A 14865-nucleotide genomic window follows, 5' to 3' on the forward strand; every position below is an offset into this window, starting at 1 on the left:
ATTAATGCTAGAACATGATGATATTTCCTCACTAAATAGTGATGATATTCTATTTTTGCAACAGCGAGTTGTTTAGCTTAAAAAGAGGTGGAATGAAAACTTAGCCTACGGGTGACTCTTGTGAATTTGAGTCATTAAGAGGCTAAGTTTTAATCGTGAAGCTAATCTTTTTTATATGGGTGATGTTCATACCAATGTTGTGCAATTTCATCTCTACGCGCAACCCAAACATCAGAGTGTGATTCTACATAATCTAAAAACTTTTTAAGTGCCATAAAGCGACTTGGTTTGCCAATCACACGGCAGTGTAAACCAATAGACATCATTTTTGGTTTATCACTTCCTTCTGCATAAAGGCAATCAAAACTATCTTTCAAGTATTGAAAAAACTCATCGCCATGGCTAAAGCCGTATGGTGAAGAGAAGCGCATATCATTATTATCAAGAGTATAAGGTACGATAAGGTGTGGACGTGTTTCTTGTGTATTTTCTACACATGGAACTTGTGTCCAAAATGGCAGGTCATCACCATAATTATCCGAGTCATACCGTATCTCTTTCTGTTCAGCAACCAGGTTACGAGTATTAGGGGAGTCGCGACCGGTATACCAGCCCATCGGTGTTTTTCCCGTCAATTCAGTAATAATGCTCAATGCCTGCTGCATGTGGTCACGCTCGTCTTCAATTGGCATATGCTGATAATGGATCCATTTTAATCCATGGCATGCAATCTCATGGCCATCTTCAATAATTGCTTGAGTCACTTCTGGGTTACGCTGTAACGCTGTTGCAACAGCAAATACAGTTAATGGCAGTTGTCGTTGCTTAAACTCGCTCAATATACGCCATACACCTGCTCTTGAGCCGTATTCGTATAATGACTCCATGCTCATGTGGCGCTCTGTGTATGCTTCTGCACCAGCAATTTCGGATAAAAAAGTCTCAGAATGTGTATCACCGTGTAATACACAGTTTTCGCCACCTTCTTCAAAATTCAGCACGAATTGGACAGCGATTTTGGCATTATTAGGCCAGTTCGCATGGGGTATGTTATCTCTGCCGTAACCGGTATAATCGCGTGGGTTTTGCTTATCCATAATTAACTAACTCGATGTAATTTTTTAGGTGAATCTGTTTTTGATTGGCTATCCCAGTGCTGATAACGACCACTAAACCCTTTGCTCAATGGCGCAGCATATTGCCCCTCTTTGCTGGTTGTTAATTGCAACTGGTGCAGGGACTCTGCAAGTTTTACTGCTGCTGAAACACCATCAATAACTGGAACTTTTAGCTCAGAAGATAATTGTTGAGCGAGATCAGACATACCGGCACAACCAAGCACTATTGCCTCTGCCTTATCTTCTTTTATGGCAGCTAAACATTCATTTTTAAGGCATTGGTAACTATCTTGGCTAATGTTTTCTAAGTCTAATACCGCAATATCGGTAGCACGTAGGCTGCTACAAAGGTGCTGATAACCATAACGAGCTAATAGGTGTTCGCTGGCTGGTAATGTGCGGGTCATGGTTGTGATAATACCAAAACGATAAGAAACTAAGCTGGCAAGTTGAAATGCAGCACCTGCTATACCAATCACCGGAACGCTGGCAATTTCACGCGCGGCATCAAGGGCAGGATCGCCAAAGCATGCGATGATATGTGCATCAACCCCTTTCTCTTCACCTTCTCGGATCACATCTAAAAGAGCAGCTGCTGCGATCGTTTCATCAAATGCACTTTCGATACTTTCAGGACCATGTCGAGGGGATGATGCCGTAATGACTGTATCGGATAGAGCGACCATTTGTGCCGACTCAGCAATCTTTTCTGTCATCCCTAAGCAGGTATTAGGGTTAATTAAGTTAATGTGCATCTATTACTCCATTTATGAAAAAAGTTGTTGGAAGTTAATTGTTTGCTTCTTGATAGGGCCAAGTTGCAATGAGGACTTAATATGCACAAGGTGTTTCTCCATCCACACTGTTGCTTGCTGTATATTGTTATCATCAAGTAAGTTAATTAGTTCAACATGATCACCACAATCACAACTCACACTATGTCGAGTTCCGTAAGCGGCAATAATTAAAGACGATCGATAACATAGCTGTTCAATAAATTCTGCCATGACTGAGTTACCGGACAGGTGAGCTAATTCATAGTGAAACTGCGCTGTTAATTGTATTAATGCGGCTTGATCTTGGTTTTTTGCTGCTAATTTTTCTTCTTCAACCATATTTCTAAAGTGAACAGAGTTAGCTGAAGTCCAGTTATCACTAATACTTTTAACCAATAAAGGTTCTAGCATAATGCGGCTTTGTAATACTTCTTCGGCCTCTTTTATGCTCGGATTATTTACATGCGCACCTTTGTTCGGCTCGATGCTTACAATTCTTTCGAGAGCCAATCGTTGTAAAACCTTGCGAATAGTTGTTCTGCTTTTGCCAAATGCTTCAGAAAGTTTATCTTCTGGAAGTCGTGTCCCTGGGGGTAACTGATGTTCGACAATCGATTTCAGTATTTTTTGATATATCTTGTCATCCGTTAACATAATCGTTCTTTGCTTCCTTATTTGTATACAATATAAAGATGCAAAATGTATACCGTTTAATTTACGTATGTATTGGTGGTTATAGCGAAAGAAATAGTGCTAATCATAAGAATTGATGCACTTTATTGATCCAATCTGCATATATATAGTGCAAATCGTAACAGTTATAAAAAATACAAATCGAGACTATTGCTTTAAATATAAGGTGTAAGTAGTGGTTTGTATTTGTGGCTCGTTAATTGCAAACTTTAATTGTATACAATTTACGAATGGAAGAGTCGAGGTATATTATGAAGGAAGCATTATCAGTCAGTCCTAGGTTAAGTAACGAAGATTTAGCACCAGAGAAAGAGCAAAAGTGGGGTTGGTATAGTATCTTTGCTTTTTGGATGTCGGATGTACATAGCGTTGGTGGATACGTATTTGCAGCTAGCTTATTCGCTTTGGGTTTAAACGGTATTCAAGTTTTTATTAGCTTGATTGCAGGGATTTCAATAGTTTTATTATTTGCTAACTTGATGGGAAAACCTGGGCAAAAAACAGGTGCACCATTTCCAGTTATAGCTCGTATGTCTTTTGGTGTATTTGGCGCTAATATTCCGGCTGTTATTCGAGGTTTAATTGCAGTGGTTTGGTATGGTATTCAAACCTACCTTGCTTCAAGTGCCTTTATTATTTTGATTCTCTATTTTTTCCCGAGTATGGCAACGTTAGCCGACTCAGAATTTTTAGGGCTATCTCATTTAGGTTGGGTTGGTTTTAGCTCAATGTGGCTGTTGCAGGCGGTTATATTTCTCTTTGGTATGGATATGATTCGTAAGGTTATTGATTGGTCTGGCCCTGCTATTTACCTGGCGATGTTTGCACTTTGTATTTACTTAATCAACTTAGCGGGTTGGGAAAATATGAGGCTTAATTTAAGCTCACAAACGCTAATTGGTTGGGATGCGGTTATCCAGATGATTATTGCCACCTCATTGGTAGCGGGTTATTTTGCAGGTCCAACGCTTAACTTTAGTGACTTTTCTCGCTACTGTGTTAGTTATAAAGATCTGAAAAAAGGTAACTTTTGGGGGCTACCTGTTAACTTTATCCTCTTCTCTATATTTAGTGTTTTAATTGTTTCGGCTTCGATTCCAGTCTTTGGTGAGATGATTACCGATCCTGTTGAAACGGTTAAACGTTTAGATTCTGGTTTGATTACTGTATTAGGTGCTCTTACTTTTATCTTTGCCACCGTGGGCATTAATATTGTTGCTAACTTCGTTGCTCCTGCTTTTGATTTTTCTAATGTATCACCACAAAAGATAAGTTTTAAAACTGGTGGGTTTATCGCAGCATTTGGATCGGTTCTTCTAACACCTTGGAATTTATTCAATAATCCAGAAGTCATTCATTATACTGTGGATGTGTTAGCTGCAATGATCGGTCCTTTATATGGCATTATTATTGTTGATTATTACTTTATTAAGAAAGGTCAAGTTGATGTTGATTCTCTATATACAGAATCATCAAAGGGACTTTACTGGTATGATAATGGTTTTAATATGAAGAGTATTTATGCACTAGGGTTTGCCGGCATAGTTGCAATATTTGCTACTTTTATTTTCACTGGTCTTGCTAATTTCGCATTATTTATTGGTGGCTTTACAGCAGCATTTGTTTATCGCTTTCTGATGAAGTCAGAAGAAAGAAAGGTAATGTATAATAAAGTAAGTTCAATTAATTAGGCATAAGTTATAGTAACATAAAGGTATGTAATAAGGCATTGTACTCCAATGCATGTTTATTCCTTCGTGTTAACTGAAAACAATGAGGCTAGATAAAGCCTCATTGTTTAGTATTATTGTCGTTACAGGGATAGTGATAAACAACAAGCCTAGTTCAAATAAAATAACATGGAGAATACGTAAACTCAGTGAGCGTTTTACTTTGCCACCAGTAGCAATTCGATCAAAAAACCAGTTTAAATAAACAGCTATTCGCATTACCGGTTACCCATGATTTTGATGGTTGGTTAACAACGGCAGGATCTTCAAAACACATTGGGTTTGGTTATTGATGGGGAGAAGAAATGAGACATGTATAGGTTAATAAGTTCCAGACGCATTAAATATACGGAATGCGCCTGAGAACAAACAGCCTTTAGTGATCATTGATCATTATTGTTTTTTTATCGGCAACCAAGTCATTACGGCTTGTTTAAAGCTTGGACGTTCGATAATAGCGTTTTTCCATTTGGCAAGGTTGATATAATTGTCAAAAGGATAATTGGCAGCTTTCAATACCACTAATTGAGGGATCCAAGTTATATCAGCAAGAGAGAAATCATCACCTGCAAGCCAATCATTATTTGCCAGTCGTTGATCCATTTTCTCAAAACATGCATTAATTACTGTCGTAGCATTAGCGAGATCTTCAGCAGAGAATCCATTACTAGAGTTAAAGCGCTCATGGAATTCGAGTAAAGCCGTATCAAAGGTTTGCTTTTGGCGGTACTCCGTCATTACCTCATCTGAACGCTTCATTTTTTGTGAATTACCCATTTTGCCATACATATAGGTCTTGATTGATAGGTGATTATCTCTTGCTAAATACATCCAGTCATACATTTCTTGTTGCTCGTTCTCTTCATTTGGACGAAGCGATCCTAGTGTGAATTTTTTATCGAGATAGTCAATGATATCTGCTGAGTCGATGATGACAATGCCATCGTCCACTAAGGTCGGAACGACTGCATTGGGATTAATTCCGAAATATTCTTCAGTTAGATTTTCCCCTTTTTGTAAATCAATTAAATGGCTTGTCCACTCTAATCCTTTTTCTTCGAGAGCAATTCTTACGCGCATAGAGCAATTTGAAAAGCCGGTATGGTAAAGGTGTAATCCCTTTAATTTTTCTACTGATTTATTTGTTGGTTTAATAATTGGCATAGTGTCACCTTATTGCTGAATACTGGTTAATAATTTTCTAGCTCTCTTTTACAGTATTTTTAACTGTACCTTTTAGGTTAATCATAAATGCTTTGAAATGCGGCATAAAATCACTAAATAGTGGGTGTTTGCGGTTTTTCATCATAATCGGACCAAGTAAGCGTAATGCGACACCTAACTTGGTCGCTTCTGCTTTTTCTAACCCACTGCCTTGTTGCAATTTATCGACAACATCAAAAATATTTTCTCGATCCTGTGTTTCAAACTGTAGCGTTTTGATCTTGTCAGATTCAGTTCCATTAACTTTTTCAATAGTAATGCGGTAAGTATTTTCTTTTTTAAATAATGTTTTCATGTTAAATTCCAATTGCTAATATAGTTGATTGAGTCAACTATATTATTGGTTGTAGTTGCCTTTGTCAACTATATTATTGGTGTTAAAGTAATCAAAAAAGGAGAGAGATACGTATAAATGGCAGTAATTAGTTAAGATAACAGGTTATTTTTAATGATCTGAGGCAGGTGGCATGCATAAAAAAAAGTATTTACCGAGCAAGTTATGTCCAGTTTGTCAGCAATATTTTGTATGGCGTAAGAAATGGCAACGCGATTGGGAGCAGGTTACCTATTGCTCAGAGCGTTGCCGGCGACATAAAAAAGTGGTTACGGTGAGCGTTGAATACTTAGAATGATTCGTGTTTTTAACGGTTATAATGAACCTGTTTACCATGGTCTAGAGCTAGTTTATCTTGACAGTTTAACCACTTATTAATAAATAGATGCTCAGGGTCATACATTTCGGTTTGCTTGGCTAAATCAAAATACTTACTGATATTACTACTTTCTCCAGCAATATATGCCCAATTTCCCCAATTGGATGCTACATCATAGTCGATCAGTTGGCTTTCAAAATAGGCAGCACCGTAATGCCAATCAATCCCTAGTTCGTGGATCAAACAGCTTGCAACTAACTGTCTACCTCGATTAGACATATAGCCGGTCGCATTGAGTTGGCGCATACAAGCATCAACAATCGGATAGCCAGTATTGCCACTCTTCCATTTTGAAAAAGATTGTACCGATGCTTTTGATGGGGGTGGGATTGTTGAAGTGGATGAATGAAAGAGTTGCTTGCCTTGTTGTAAGGCTTTCCAATAAAAATACTCTCGCCATAGTAACTCGAAAAAAATCCAGTAGGTTGAATCGTTCGCACCATGGTGGCGTTCATATTGACATAGATATTGATAAACAGTCCGTGGTGATAAACAGCCTTGTGCTAACCATAAAGAAAACTTGGTCGAGTCATTAAATCCATCAAGTTTATTACGTGTTTTTTTATAGTTACTAGCAAAAGTATGCGAGAAATATTGGTTAAGGTGATGCACGCCAGCCTGTTCGCCGCCTTGATAATATGAAGAGTCATCGTGATGAACAGGCAGTAGCGCATGGTTGGGAATAAATAATTTTACTGGTGCTGGCGGTAGTGAGCGTAAGCTTGTTATTGGTGGTTGAATCGGTAGATGCTCGACTTGTTTGCGAAACTGACTAAACGACGATGGTAAAGAAGAAAGATCAAAGGGGAGGCCGTTTCTATCAAAAAGTGTTGTCGTATAGGCTTGAGTAAATGTGGTATGAGGGAAGTCATTTTTCAGGTGACTAATTAAGCTATTTTCACTATCGCCTGATGATTGTGAAGAAAAAAAGTGAGTGATGCTGTTTTCAGTAATACATTGATTTAAAACCTCATAATAATCACCTCGAACAACAAATAAATGTTGGCCTCGTTGTGATAACTGGTGATTCAGATCTTGGCATGATTGTGAGATGAATTGTTGTTGATGTGTACCAAGGTGGCTCTCTGATGAATACTTAATAACGTAACCAGATAGCTCAGGGAAAATAAAAAGACAAATGAGTTCATCGACTTGTTGGCTTGCTTGTTCAAGTAACGAGTTATCATTTACTCTTAGATCATTCGTAAAGTAGTAGAGACCAATTTTCTTCATTGTTAACACCCATATTATTTAGCACATATCTATCACTCATCTATCTACGGGAAGTGAAAAGAAAAGTTCATTATGGGTGCGTTATCTTTTTTTAAAGGCGCTGTGATTTCATCGCTCATCTGAGTATGAACTAATTAAGCTATCAAATCTTGGGTTACCGTGGAGACCTTCTAGATCCGGCTCTGTATCGATTAGGTCTCTAATGGATGGACTGGTTTCTATGGCAAATTCGAGATCTTCAATCGCTTGTTCTTCTACGCCTAAACGAGAATAGGCACACGCTCTTTGGTAGAGGGCTGGACCATTGGTGTTATCGAGCTCAAGAACTCGGTTACATAAGCTGAGTGCCCAGTTGTACTCATTGATCTCCATAGCTGCATCGGCCTTGTATGTGAAGGCTTCAAGATCACCAGGGCGAATGGACAATATCTCATCATACACATCTATTTTTTGTTCAGCGGTAGGCATACTTTGCGCTCGTAGCCATAAGTTATGGATCTCATTGATTTTTTCAATTTCTTTGTTGTTTTCACTGATGATACGAGTTTTCCGTTTTAAATCACGCTCTAATGCACTGAACTTTTTCTCATAATCTTTAGCAATACCATCCAGACGTTTATCGGCAATTTCAGTTGCGTTATTTTTAAATTCTCGCAGTGATTGCCAACCAACGAAAGCGATGAGGGAAGCCACACCAGCAATAATGTAGAAAAAATAGGTAACAGTAACATTGGCGTAATTTAATGACTTATCAGCAACAGAGAGTTCTCTATCGGTCATATCTATAACCAGTTTCTTTTCTAGGTTTTGATAATCTTGTCGTAACGATTTAAGTTCATCCAAAATGTACCTTTCCATAAGAGGTCTATCGAGCATATCCGTTTTTGAATACGCCACTGGTTCTGTCTCTGCGAAGGTGTAAGGAGAGATGAGTAATGCAAAGAAGATAAGATATTTGTACATCGGTAACCTGTTAAATTCATTGTTTTTATAAGTGTAGCACTGATAAAAATAATGGAGAAATTTGTAGCCATGCATTATGAAAATTAAGATTGAAGGGCAGTTTTTACCTAAATTAGCATGTAAGTTTCTATTTAAATATTAGTTGCATTATTACAATCTTTGCTTGCCAATGGCTGCCACGTAGTTTGTTCTTGTTGATTATTATCTGCAAATGTTTTTTATGTACAGCGTTCATTGTTTTTGATGATGTTTAAATTTGATAGCACACTGGAACTAATATTATTCAGCATATCTATACATAAACTATAATACAGAGAATAATTGTTATTCTGGAGTGGTTATGACTTCTATTTATGAAACCGAAAAAATGCGAGTTGAGATTGGCGAAGACTATGTAAAAAAACAATTTAAGTCATTTCCTGGCTCGAAAAAGCGTTTTAAATGTGAAAAAGAGGCATTAAGCCGATTAGCCGGTGTAGAAGGTTTTCCTCAACTTATTAGTGCAAATAGTAGCATTGTTGTGATGAGTCGATTAAATGGTGATAACCAAAAGAAGCTATCGGATTCAGCACTTAGAGATCTGCGATTACTCGTTGAGAAAATGCTAGAGTCGGGTGTCGCTAGACATTCTTTGCCAGAACGGGATTTATTAATCGATAATGATACGGTTTCAATGGTTGATTTTGAGCGAGTTACTTTGCGTCATTTTCGCTGGTCACCTAGTTGGCTTATTGCTAAGAAAGTGACACGTTTTAATCTATTGAGATTTATATCCAATCACAATATTTTGTTGTTATCGGATAAAGAAACGAAGGAATTAAAGCGATTTACGGATTTAAGAGCTAAGTTACAAAAGCTAAAAAAAATTCGCTCAATAAGAAACTTATGGCGCCCTAAACATCAATTAAAGCCAGGTTATACGAAAAAATTTAAAAGATAAGAACGACCTTGCCTAACCGATAAAAATAAGAAGCGTTACCATAGATCGTTACCTCTCTTATCAATATTGATATTTTATCTCTCTTAAAAAGAAGAGTATTACATCAGTAATCTTTATTTATATGTACTAAACTCAGGATGTTAATTTATTAATTTTAATGAGGATTTAGCATGAGCAAGGGATATGTACCACCGAAAGTGTGGGTTCATGATACCAATGGCGGTAACAAGTGGGCGAATATAAATCGTCCAGTATCAGGCTCAACGCATGAGCAAAGCTTGCCAGTGGGAGAGCATGATCTGCAGCTTTACTCCTTAGGGACGCCTAATGGACAGAAGGTGACGATTCTTTTAGAAGAGTTATTAGCATTAGGGATCAAAGAAGCAGAGTATGATGCTTTTTTGATTAATATCGGTGAGGGTAATCAGTTTTCATCTGGTTTTGTCGGGGTTAACCCAAATTCAAAAATCCCAGCTTTAGTCGATAAATCAGGCTCTGAATCCGTCAATGTTTTTGAATCAGCCTCCATTTTGGTTCACCTCGCTGAAAAGTTTGGTCAATTTTTACCCAAAGCGGGTAGTGCTCGTACTCAGACTTTTAATTGGTTATTTTGGGCACAAGGTTCAGCTCCGTTTCTTGGTGGTGGGTTTGGTCACTTTTATGCTTATGCTGACGAGAAAATGGAATACCCAATTAACCGTTTTGCACTCGAGGCAAAGCGTCAACTTGATGTATTAGATAAACAGTTAGCTGAGCAAACCTACATTACTGGCGATGACTACACCATTGCGGATATGGCGATTTGGCCATGGTACGGTAATTTAGTGCTTGGCAAGCTATACGATGCCGCCGAATTCTTACAAGTTGAAAGTTATACCAATGTGCTGCGCTGGGCAAAAATGCTTGAAGAAAGAGAAGGGGTCCAACGTGGCCGTATTATTAATCGCTCGTTTGGTGAAGCATGGGAGCAATTGCCCGAACGCCATTGTGCAGCAGATATTACCAAGGTGTTAGCACTAAAGCCGGAGTAACAACCACTTCAAGTGACATAGGCAGACTCGCCAATATGCCCACAATGAGAGCAAATTAAATGTACTAATTTGTTAATTCATTGTGGGTTTACTTTTGGGGCTTGATAAAGTTTTGTTGCTAAGTATCATATGGTTAAATTATATATATGAGTGCTTTATTATGTCATTTCAGACAGCAGAAACGGTAAGAAAGGTCACGTGGGTTGGCTCTATTGCTAATATGTTGTTAGCTATCATGAAAATCGTGGTGGGCAAACTAACCAATAGCCAAGCACTGATCGCTGATGGCGTCCATTCTTTTTCAGATTTGATCACGGATGCTGCTATCCTTATAGGCTCTCGTTATTGGAGTGCTCCAGCCGATGACAATCACCCCTATGGTCATGGCCGTTATGAAACGTTAACCAATATCTTTATCGGTATTGTATTGCTGATGGTTGGTTTTGGCTTAGCTTGGGATTCTTTGCATGCATTAAATAATGAGCCAGAAACCATCGTTGGTTCATGGGCATTAGTAGCAGCACTTATTTCAATTGTTATCAAAGAGCTTCTCTATCGCTGGACAGCAAAGCAAGCCGATATTATTAATAGCCGTGTTTTATTCGCCAATGCTTGGCATCATCGATCCGATGCGTTGAGTTCTGTTCCTGTTGCTCTATCGGTTATTATTGGCTTTGTTTACCCAGAGATATTATATGTCGATCAGATCGCGAGTTTGTTTGTGACTGCGATGATAGTAAAAGCGTCTGTTGAGATCCTTTGGCCAGCTATTCGAGAAATTACCGAAACCCAGGCCGATGAGGAATTGCACCGTAAAATTCAGCGTTATGCGTTAGAGCATCATGAGATAAAAGAGGTGCATGCCATTCGAAACCGTCGTCTAGGCAGTGGTATTTTATTAGATTTTCACTTGCTTGTTGAGCCAAGCATGTCAGTTGAGCAGGCGCATGATATTAGTAAAATGTTCAAGCAATTATTAATTGAAAACCACTCGGAGCTTTACGACATTATTATTCACATTGAGCCTTATCATCCGAAGCACTAAAGCATAAGCGTAAAACACAGATCGAGAAATGCATAAAATAACGCCTATTTGAGAGTAATCATTAACTTAAGCTAATTGACTCAAATAGGCGCGATGGTTTAATAGAAAGAAAAAACAAAGATTAGAATTTTACATACTGCTCCATTTTACCAACACTTTTCTCTCCAAGCCCTGGAACATTGGTTAAGTCACTAGTGCTTTTAAACTTACCATTGGCCTTGCGATAATCAATAATAGCCTGTGCTTTTTTCTCACCGACACCAGGTAATGATGCCGATAACTCGGTTGCTGAAGCCGTATTGATATTAACCGCTTTTAGATCTTTGGTTGCTTTTGTTCCCATAGCAGCCATGTCTTTTTTCGCTGGCTTATCCATTGAAGCCGATTTTGCTTTTAATTCATCCTTATTTTTCGTCATTTTTTCCGACTTATCTTGCATTTTGCTTTTGCCTTTTTCCATGCAGGCTAAGCGATCTTTCGTATCTGTTGGATATTTCTTCTTACAAGCACTATTTATTTGATCCTCTGTCATAGGCTTGGCTTTGTTCATTTTCTTATCAGATTTTTTTGCTTTATCTTTTACGGTGTCTTTTTTCGCTTTAACTTTCTTAATACACTCAGACTTCTTCTGGCTATCGCTTGCATATTTAGTTTGGCATTTTTGAAGTTCAGTTTTAATGCTTGTGCTATCAGCGGCATTAGCTAGGTGCAGGGGAGTGAAACAAAAAGTCATAATTAAGATTAGGGTACGTAGCATGCATTCCTCCAGTGAATGAAAAGTACTTAAGCGTTCACCCTGAGTATAGACGCTAAATTTCATTTGTTATGGATTCATTAATGGAAGTATTTCGGTATAAAACTAAGGAAGGTATATGAAATCACCAGCAGCAGCTTCTCATTGGGCGATCGAAGCAGATCAGCATTGGGCTATATTTTCTAGCCAAAGTGACGTGAGTGATTTGCTTGTCACGTTATTTACTGATAGCGAATCTCAACAGGTCAACATCTCGGGTATTCCTAACAAAATCGCTTGGGTGTCATTAGCCCAGCAGCAAGAACTTTTAGAACGAGAGTTAGACAATGATGATACCGACTTTCTTGATAGAATTGATACTGGGATGTCGGTTGAGGCTTTGTTAAATGAATGCTCTACGGATAGTGAACACTTAGCATCAATTGTTGATAAAACCAACCTAGCATTGCTTCTAGGACGAGGTTTTAGGGAATTATCGACAGGCGAGACCCGACGATTAATGCTTGCGAGGGCGTTACTGTCTAAGCCAGAGTTACTTATTCTAGCAGACCCTTATACTGGGCTCGATAGTGCTCATCGCGATCATTTATCAAAGCTATTAAATGAGTTATCAAGGTCGATACAAATCATCTTAGCAACCTCCAGAGAAAGCGAGATTGGTGACTATATCACTCATGTCGCTTTGTTTGATCAGCAAGGCAATCACGATAATGTTTTAACCAAAACGATGACCATTGAACAATGGCACCAAGACCCTCTTATCGCACAACTCAAGGCGCAATCGGCACAATACAGCGAGTCTATGTTGGCGTTTATAAAAGGTAATCAGCATCAATCTTCTTTCCAAAATCCCATTATTGAGATTAAAAATGGTCGGGTTGAATATACCGACGACGTTATTTTTCGTGATGTGAATTGGCAAATTAACTCTGGGCAGCACTGGCAAGTGAGAGGCCCAAATGGGTGTGGTAAAAGTACATTACTGGGTATGATTTTTGGTGATCATCCACAGTGCTACAGCAATGATATAACGATCTTTGGTATGCAGCGGGGGAGTGGTGAGTCGGTTTGGGATATTAAGCGTCATATTGGCATGGTGTCATCAGCACTGCATTTACAGTACCGAGTGAATTGTTCGGCTCTTGAAGTGGTTTTATCTGGTTTTTATGACTCAATTGGTGTATACAAGCATCCCTCCGTATTAGAGCGAAAGCAAGCCCAAGCCTGGTTGCGTTTTTTTCATATGGATCATTTATCTCGTAACGCTTTTAAGTCATTAGAGTATGGACAGCAGCGCCTGTTATTAATTGCTCGAGCATTAGTGAAAAAGCCAAGTCTATTGATATTAGATGAGCCTTATCAAGGGTTAGATTTCTTAAATCGCCGATTGGTGTTTAATGGACTAGAGTTGATCGCGGCTGAGAATTTGAGCCAGTTACTTTATGTTTCTCATTACCATGAAGATACATTACCGAGCATTAATCATTTCATTGATTTTGTTGCTGATCCTGCTGGTGGATATTATACCGTAGTGACAAGTCAGTAAGAATAAAGTAGCTATTAACTACAGTTTTAACTTAATATAGAATAGCGATGTTACAGGTAACACTGGGTGGGGTATTTTAATATGACTTTAGAAACAAAGAAAACACGTCCAACTTTACAAGATATAGCGGATAAAATTGGAATTACCAAAATGACGGTAAGCCGCTATATGAGAAATCCGGAATCCGTAGCGGTTACAACGCGAGATAAAATTGCTGCTGTTGTAGAAGAGTTAGGATATATACAAAACCGAGCGCCTGCGATGCTATCAAAATCATCCAGTAAGGCCATTGGTGTATTACTTCCTTCACTGTCCAATCAAGTCTTTGCACAGTTTGCTCAAGGTATTGAAACAGTGACTAAAGCACAAGGATATGAAACCTTGATAGCACACTATAGCTATAGTGAGGAAGAGGAAGAAAGTAAAATTGCCGCTTTATTATCTTATCAAGTTGATGGCTTAATTTTAACGGCTAGTCAGCATACTCAAAGAACATTACAAATGATCAAAACCGCCGGTATCCCAGTCGTGGAAACGATGGAGATGCCCTTAAAGCCTATTGATATGGTCGTTGGACTCGATCATGAGTTAGCGTCTTATACGGTTGTAAAACAGATTATTGCGAGTGGTAAGAAAAATATCGCATATTTCGGTGCTCGTTTGGATACTCGTACGCAATTACGTATGGATGGGTATAACCGAGCTATGCAGGAAGCGGGGTTGCCGTCGTTACCTATTTTAACTCAAGAGCATTCGAGTTTTACTTTAGGTAAAGTGTTATTAGCACAAGCTTTGGCAGTACAACCAAATTTAGATGGCATTTTTTGTACCAATGACGATATTGCTATTGGCACAATCATGGCTTGCCAGCAACTTGGTATGAATGTACCTGCTCAAATAAGTGTTGTTGGCTATAACGCACTGGATATTGGTCAGGCAATGTCACCAAAACTAACCAGTGTGAATACACCAAGATTTGAAATAGGAACTCAGAGTGCAGAGCTATTGCTCTCTGTACTCGTAGGAGAAAAAGTGGAATCAAAAATTATTGATTTAGGTTTTAGCATCACTAGCGGTGAAAGCTTGTAATAAGGGTAGT

General features: G+C 38.5%; 14 protein-coding genes and 2 pseudogenes. 7 read left to right on the forward strand and 9 right to left on the reverse strand.

Annotated features, from left to right (window positions below; genetic code table 11):
• Window positions 1-161 precede the first annotated feature (161 nt).
• The 3 genes from puuE to BCU68_RS06900 are packed head-to-tail and all read right to left on the reverse strand — an operon-like array spanning window position 162 to window position 2548.
• A complete protein-coding gene (gene puuE, locus BCU68_RS06890) occupies window positions 162-1097 on the reverse strand; it encodes an allantoinase PuuE (protein WP_102564055.1) in 936 nt (311 codons plus the stop codon).
• Between the two features lie 2 nt (window positions 1098-1099).
• Window positions 1100-1873 carry an aspartate/glutamate racemase family protein gene (locus BCU68_RS06895; RefSeq protein WP_102564056.1) on the reverse strand — a complete coding sequence of 258 codons (774 nt, stop codon included), beginning with the start codon at window positions 1871-1873 and terminating at the stop codon, window positions 1100-1102.
• Between the two features lie 12 nt (window positions 1874-1885).
• The gene (locus BCU68_RS06900; protein ID WP_102564057.1) at window positions 1886-2548 is read right to left on the reverse strand and encodes a GntR family transcriptional regulator; all 663 of its coding nucleotides are present in this window, start codon (window positions 2546-2548) and stop codon (window positions 1886-1888) included.
• 290 nt (window positions 2549-2838) lie between these two features.
• Here BCU68_RS06900 and BCU68_RS06905 point away from each other — a divergent pair, with 290 nt between their 5' ends.
• Window positions 2839-4278 carry an NCS1 family nucleobase:cation symporter-1 gene (locus BCU68_RS06905; protein ID WP_102564058.1) on the forward strand — a complete coding sequence of 480 codons (1440 nt, stop codon included), beginning with the start codon at window positions 2839-2841 and terminating at the stop codon, window positions 4276-4278.
• A 69-nt stretch (window positions 4279-4347) separates the two neighbouring features.
• On the opposite strand, the pseudogene BCU68_RS06910 reads toward BCU68_RS06905, so the two are convergent.
• From BCU68_RS06910 to BCU68_RS06920, 3 genes and pseudogenes are all read right to left on the reverse strand, one after another.
• Window positions 4348-4506 (reverse strand): annotated as a pseudogene (locus BCU68_RS06910) (chlorhexidine efflux transporter); the annotation flags it as partial.
• 204 nt (window positions 4507-4710) lie between these two features.
• Window positions 4711-5481, reverse strand: a complete 771-nt coding sequence (locus BCU68_RS06915) for a glutathione S-transferase family protein (RefSeq protein WP_102564060.1) — start codon at window positions 5479-5481, stop codon at window positions 4711-4713.
• A 37-nt stretch (window positions 5482-5518) separates the two neighbouring features.
• On the reverse strand, window positions 5519-5836 hold the full coding sequence (locus tag BCU68_RS06920; RefSeq protein WP_102564061.1) for a DUF3861 domain-containing protein: 318 nt from the start codon (window positions 5834-5836) through the stop codon (window positions 5519-5521).
• A gap of 172 nt (window positions 5837-6008) precedes the next feature.
• Between BCU68_RS06920 and BCU68_RS06925 the strand changes: the two genes are divergently transcribed.
• Complete coding sequence (locus BCU68_RS06925; RefSeq protein ID WP_102564062.1) at window positions 6009-6173, forward strand: DUF2256 domain-containing protein; 165 nt, start codon at window positions 6009-6011, stop codon at window positions 6171-6173.
• 9 nt (window positions 6174-6182) lie between these two features.
• Here BCU68_RS06925 and BCU68_RS06930 read toward each other — a convergent pair whose 3' ends face one another.
• Window positions 6183-7487, reverse strand: a complete 1305-nt coding sequence (locus tag BCU68_RS06930; protein WP_102564063.1) for a DASH family cryptochrome — start codon at window positions 7485-7487, stop codon at window positions 6183-6185.
• 108 nt (window positions 7488-7595) lie between these two features.
• Complete coding sequence (locus tag BCU68_RS06935; protein WP_102564064.1) at window positions 7596-8450, reverse strand: hypothetical protein; 855 nt, start codon at window positions 8448-8450, stop codon at window positions 7596-7598.
• 340 nt (window positions 8451-8790) lie between these two features.
• Between BCU68_RS06935 and BCU68_RS06940 the strand changes: the two genes are divergently transcribed.
• The 3 genes from BCU68_RS06940 to BCU68_RS06950 all read left to right on the forward strand — a co-directional run bounded on the left by BCU68_RS06940 (window position 8791) and on the right by BCU68_RS06950 (window position 11466).
• The gene (locus BCU68_RS06940) at window positions 8791-9390 is read left to right on the forward strand and encodes a hypothetical protein (protein ID WP_102564065.1); all 600 of its coding nucleotides are present in this window, start codon (window positions 8791-8793) and stop codon (window positions 9388-9390) included.
• Window positions 9391-9560: 170 nt separating this feature from the next.
• Window positions 9561-10421, forward strand: a complete 861-nt coding sequence (yghU, locus tag BCU68_RS06945; protein ID WP_102564066.1) for a glutathione-dependent disulfide-bond oxidoreductase — start codon at window positions 9561-9563, stop codon at window positions 10419-10421.
• 160 nt (window positions 10422-10581) lie between these two features.
• The gene (locus tag BCU68_RS06950; RefSeq protein WP_102564067.1) at window positions 10582-11466 is read left to right on the forward strand and encodes a cation diffusion facilitator family transporter; all 885 of its coding nucleotides are present in this window, start codon (window positions 10582-10584) and stop codon (window positions 11464-11466) included.
• Between the two features lie 121 nt (window positions 11467-11587).
• Here the strand turns inward: BCU68_RS06950 and BCU68_RS17165 are convergent.
• Window positions 11588-11776: pseudogene (locus tag BCU68_RS17165) on the reverse strand (helix-hairpin-helix domain-containing protein); the annotation flags it as partial.
• A 562-nt stretch (window positions 11777-12338) separates the two neighbouring features.
• Here BCU68_RS17165 and BCU68_RS06960 point away from each other — a divergent pair.
• Both BCU68_RS06960 and BCU68_RS06965 read left to right on the forward strand, forming a co-directional pair.
• The gene (locus tag BCU68_RS06960; protein WP_102564069.1) at window positions 12339-13766 is read left to right on the forward strand and encodes an ATP-binding cassette domain-containing protein; all 1428 of its coding nucleotides are present in this window, start codon (window positions 12339-12341) and stop codon (window positions 13764-13766) included.
• 81 nt (window positions 13767-13847) lie between these two features.
• Complete coding sequence (locus tag BCU68_RS06965) at window positions 13848-14855, forward strand: substrate-binding domain-containing protein (protein WP_102564070.1); 1008 nt, start codon at window positions 13848-13850, stop codon at window positions 14853-14855.
• The last annotated feature ends 10 nt before the right edge of the window (window positions 14856-14865 follow it).

The organism is Vibrio sp. 10N.286.49.B3 (genome assembly GCF_002873395.1).
GTDB lineage: Bacteria > Pseudomonadota > Gammaproteobacteria > Enterobacterales > Vibrionaceae > Vibrio.

What these genes read in the sequence shown, in the direction of transcription:
- BCU68_RS06920 (WP_102564061.1), bottom strand. Translation starts at nt 5,836, where the DNA reads ATGAAAACATTATTTAAAAAAGAAAATACTTACCGCATTACTATTGAA.
- BCU68_RS06935 (WP_102564064.1), bottom strand. Translation starts at nt 8,450, where the DNA reads ATGTACAAATATCTTATCTTCTTTGCATTACTCATCTCTCCTTACACC.
- BCU68_RS06960 (WP_102564069.1), top strand. Translation starts at nt 12,339, where the DNA reads ATGAAATCACCAGCAGCAGCTTCTCATTGGGCGATCGAAGCAGATCAG.
- BCU68_RS06930 (WP_102564063.1), bottom strand. Translation starts at nt 7,487, where the DNA reads ATGAAGAAAATTGGTCTCTACTACTTTACGAATGATCTAAGAGTAAAT.
- puuE (WP_102564055.1), bottom strand. Translation starts at nt 1,097, where the DNA reads ATGGATAAGCAAAACCCACGCGATTATACCGGTTACGGCAGAGATAAC.
- yghU (WP_102564066.1), top strand. Translation starts at nt 9,561, where the DNA reads ATGAGCAAGGGATATGTACCACCGAAAGTGTGGGTTCATGATACCAAT.
- BCU68_RS06940 (WP_102564065.1), top strand. Translation starts at nt 8,791, where the DNA reads ATGACTTCTATTTATGAAACCGAAAAAATGCGAGTTGAGATTGGCGAA.
- BCU68_RS06905 (WP_102564058.1), top strand. Translation starts at nt 2,839, where the DNA reads ATGAAGGAAGCATTATCAGTCAGTCCTAGGTTAAGTAACGAAGATTTA.
- BCU68_RS06965 (WP_102564070.1), top strand. Translation starts at nt 13,848, where the DNA reads ATGACTTTAGAAACAAAGAAAACACGTCCAACTTTACAAGATATAGCG.
- BCU68_RS06950 (WP_102564067.1), top strand. Translation starts at nt 10,582, where the DNA reads ATGTCATTTCAGACAGCAGAAACGGTAAGAAAGGTCACGTGGGTTGGC.
- BCU68_RS06915 (WP_102564060.1), bottom strand. Translation starts at nt 5,481, where the DNA reads ATGCCAATTATTAAACCAACAAATAAATCAGTAGAAAAATTAAAGGGA.
- BCU68_RS06925 (WP_102564062.1), top strand. Translation starts at nt 6,009, where the DNA reads ATGCATAAAAAAAAGTATTTACCGAGCAAGTTATGTCCAGTTTGTCAG.
- BCU68_RS06900 (WP_102564057.1), bottom strand. Translation starts at nt 2,548, where the DNA reads ATGTTAACGGATGACAAGATATATCAAAAAATACTGAAATCGATTGTC.
- BCU68_RS06895 (WP_102564056.1), bottom strand. Translation starts at nt 1,873, where the DNA reads ATGCACATTAACTTAATTAACCCTAATACCTGCTTAGGGATGACAGAA.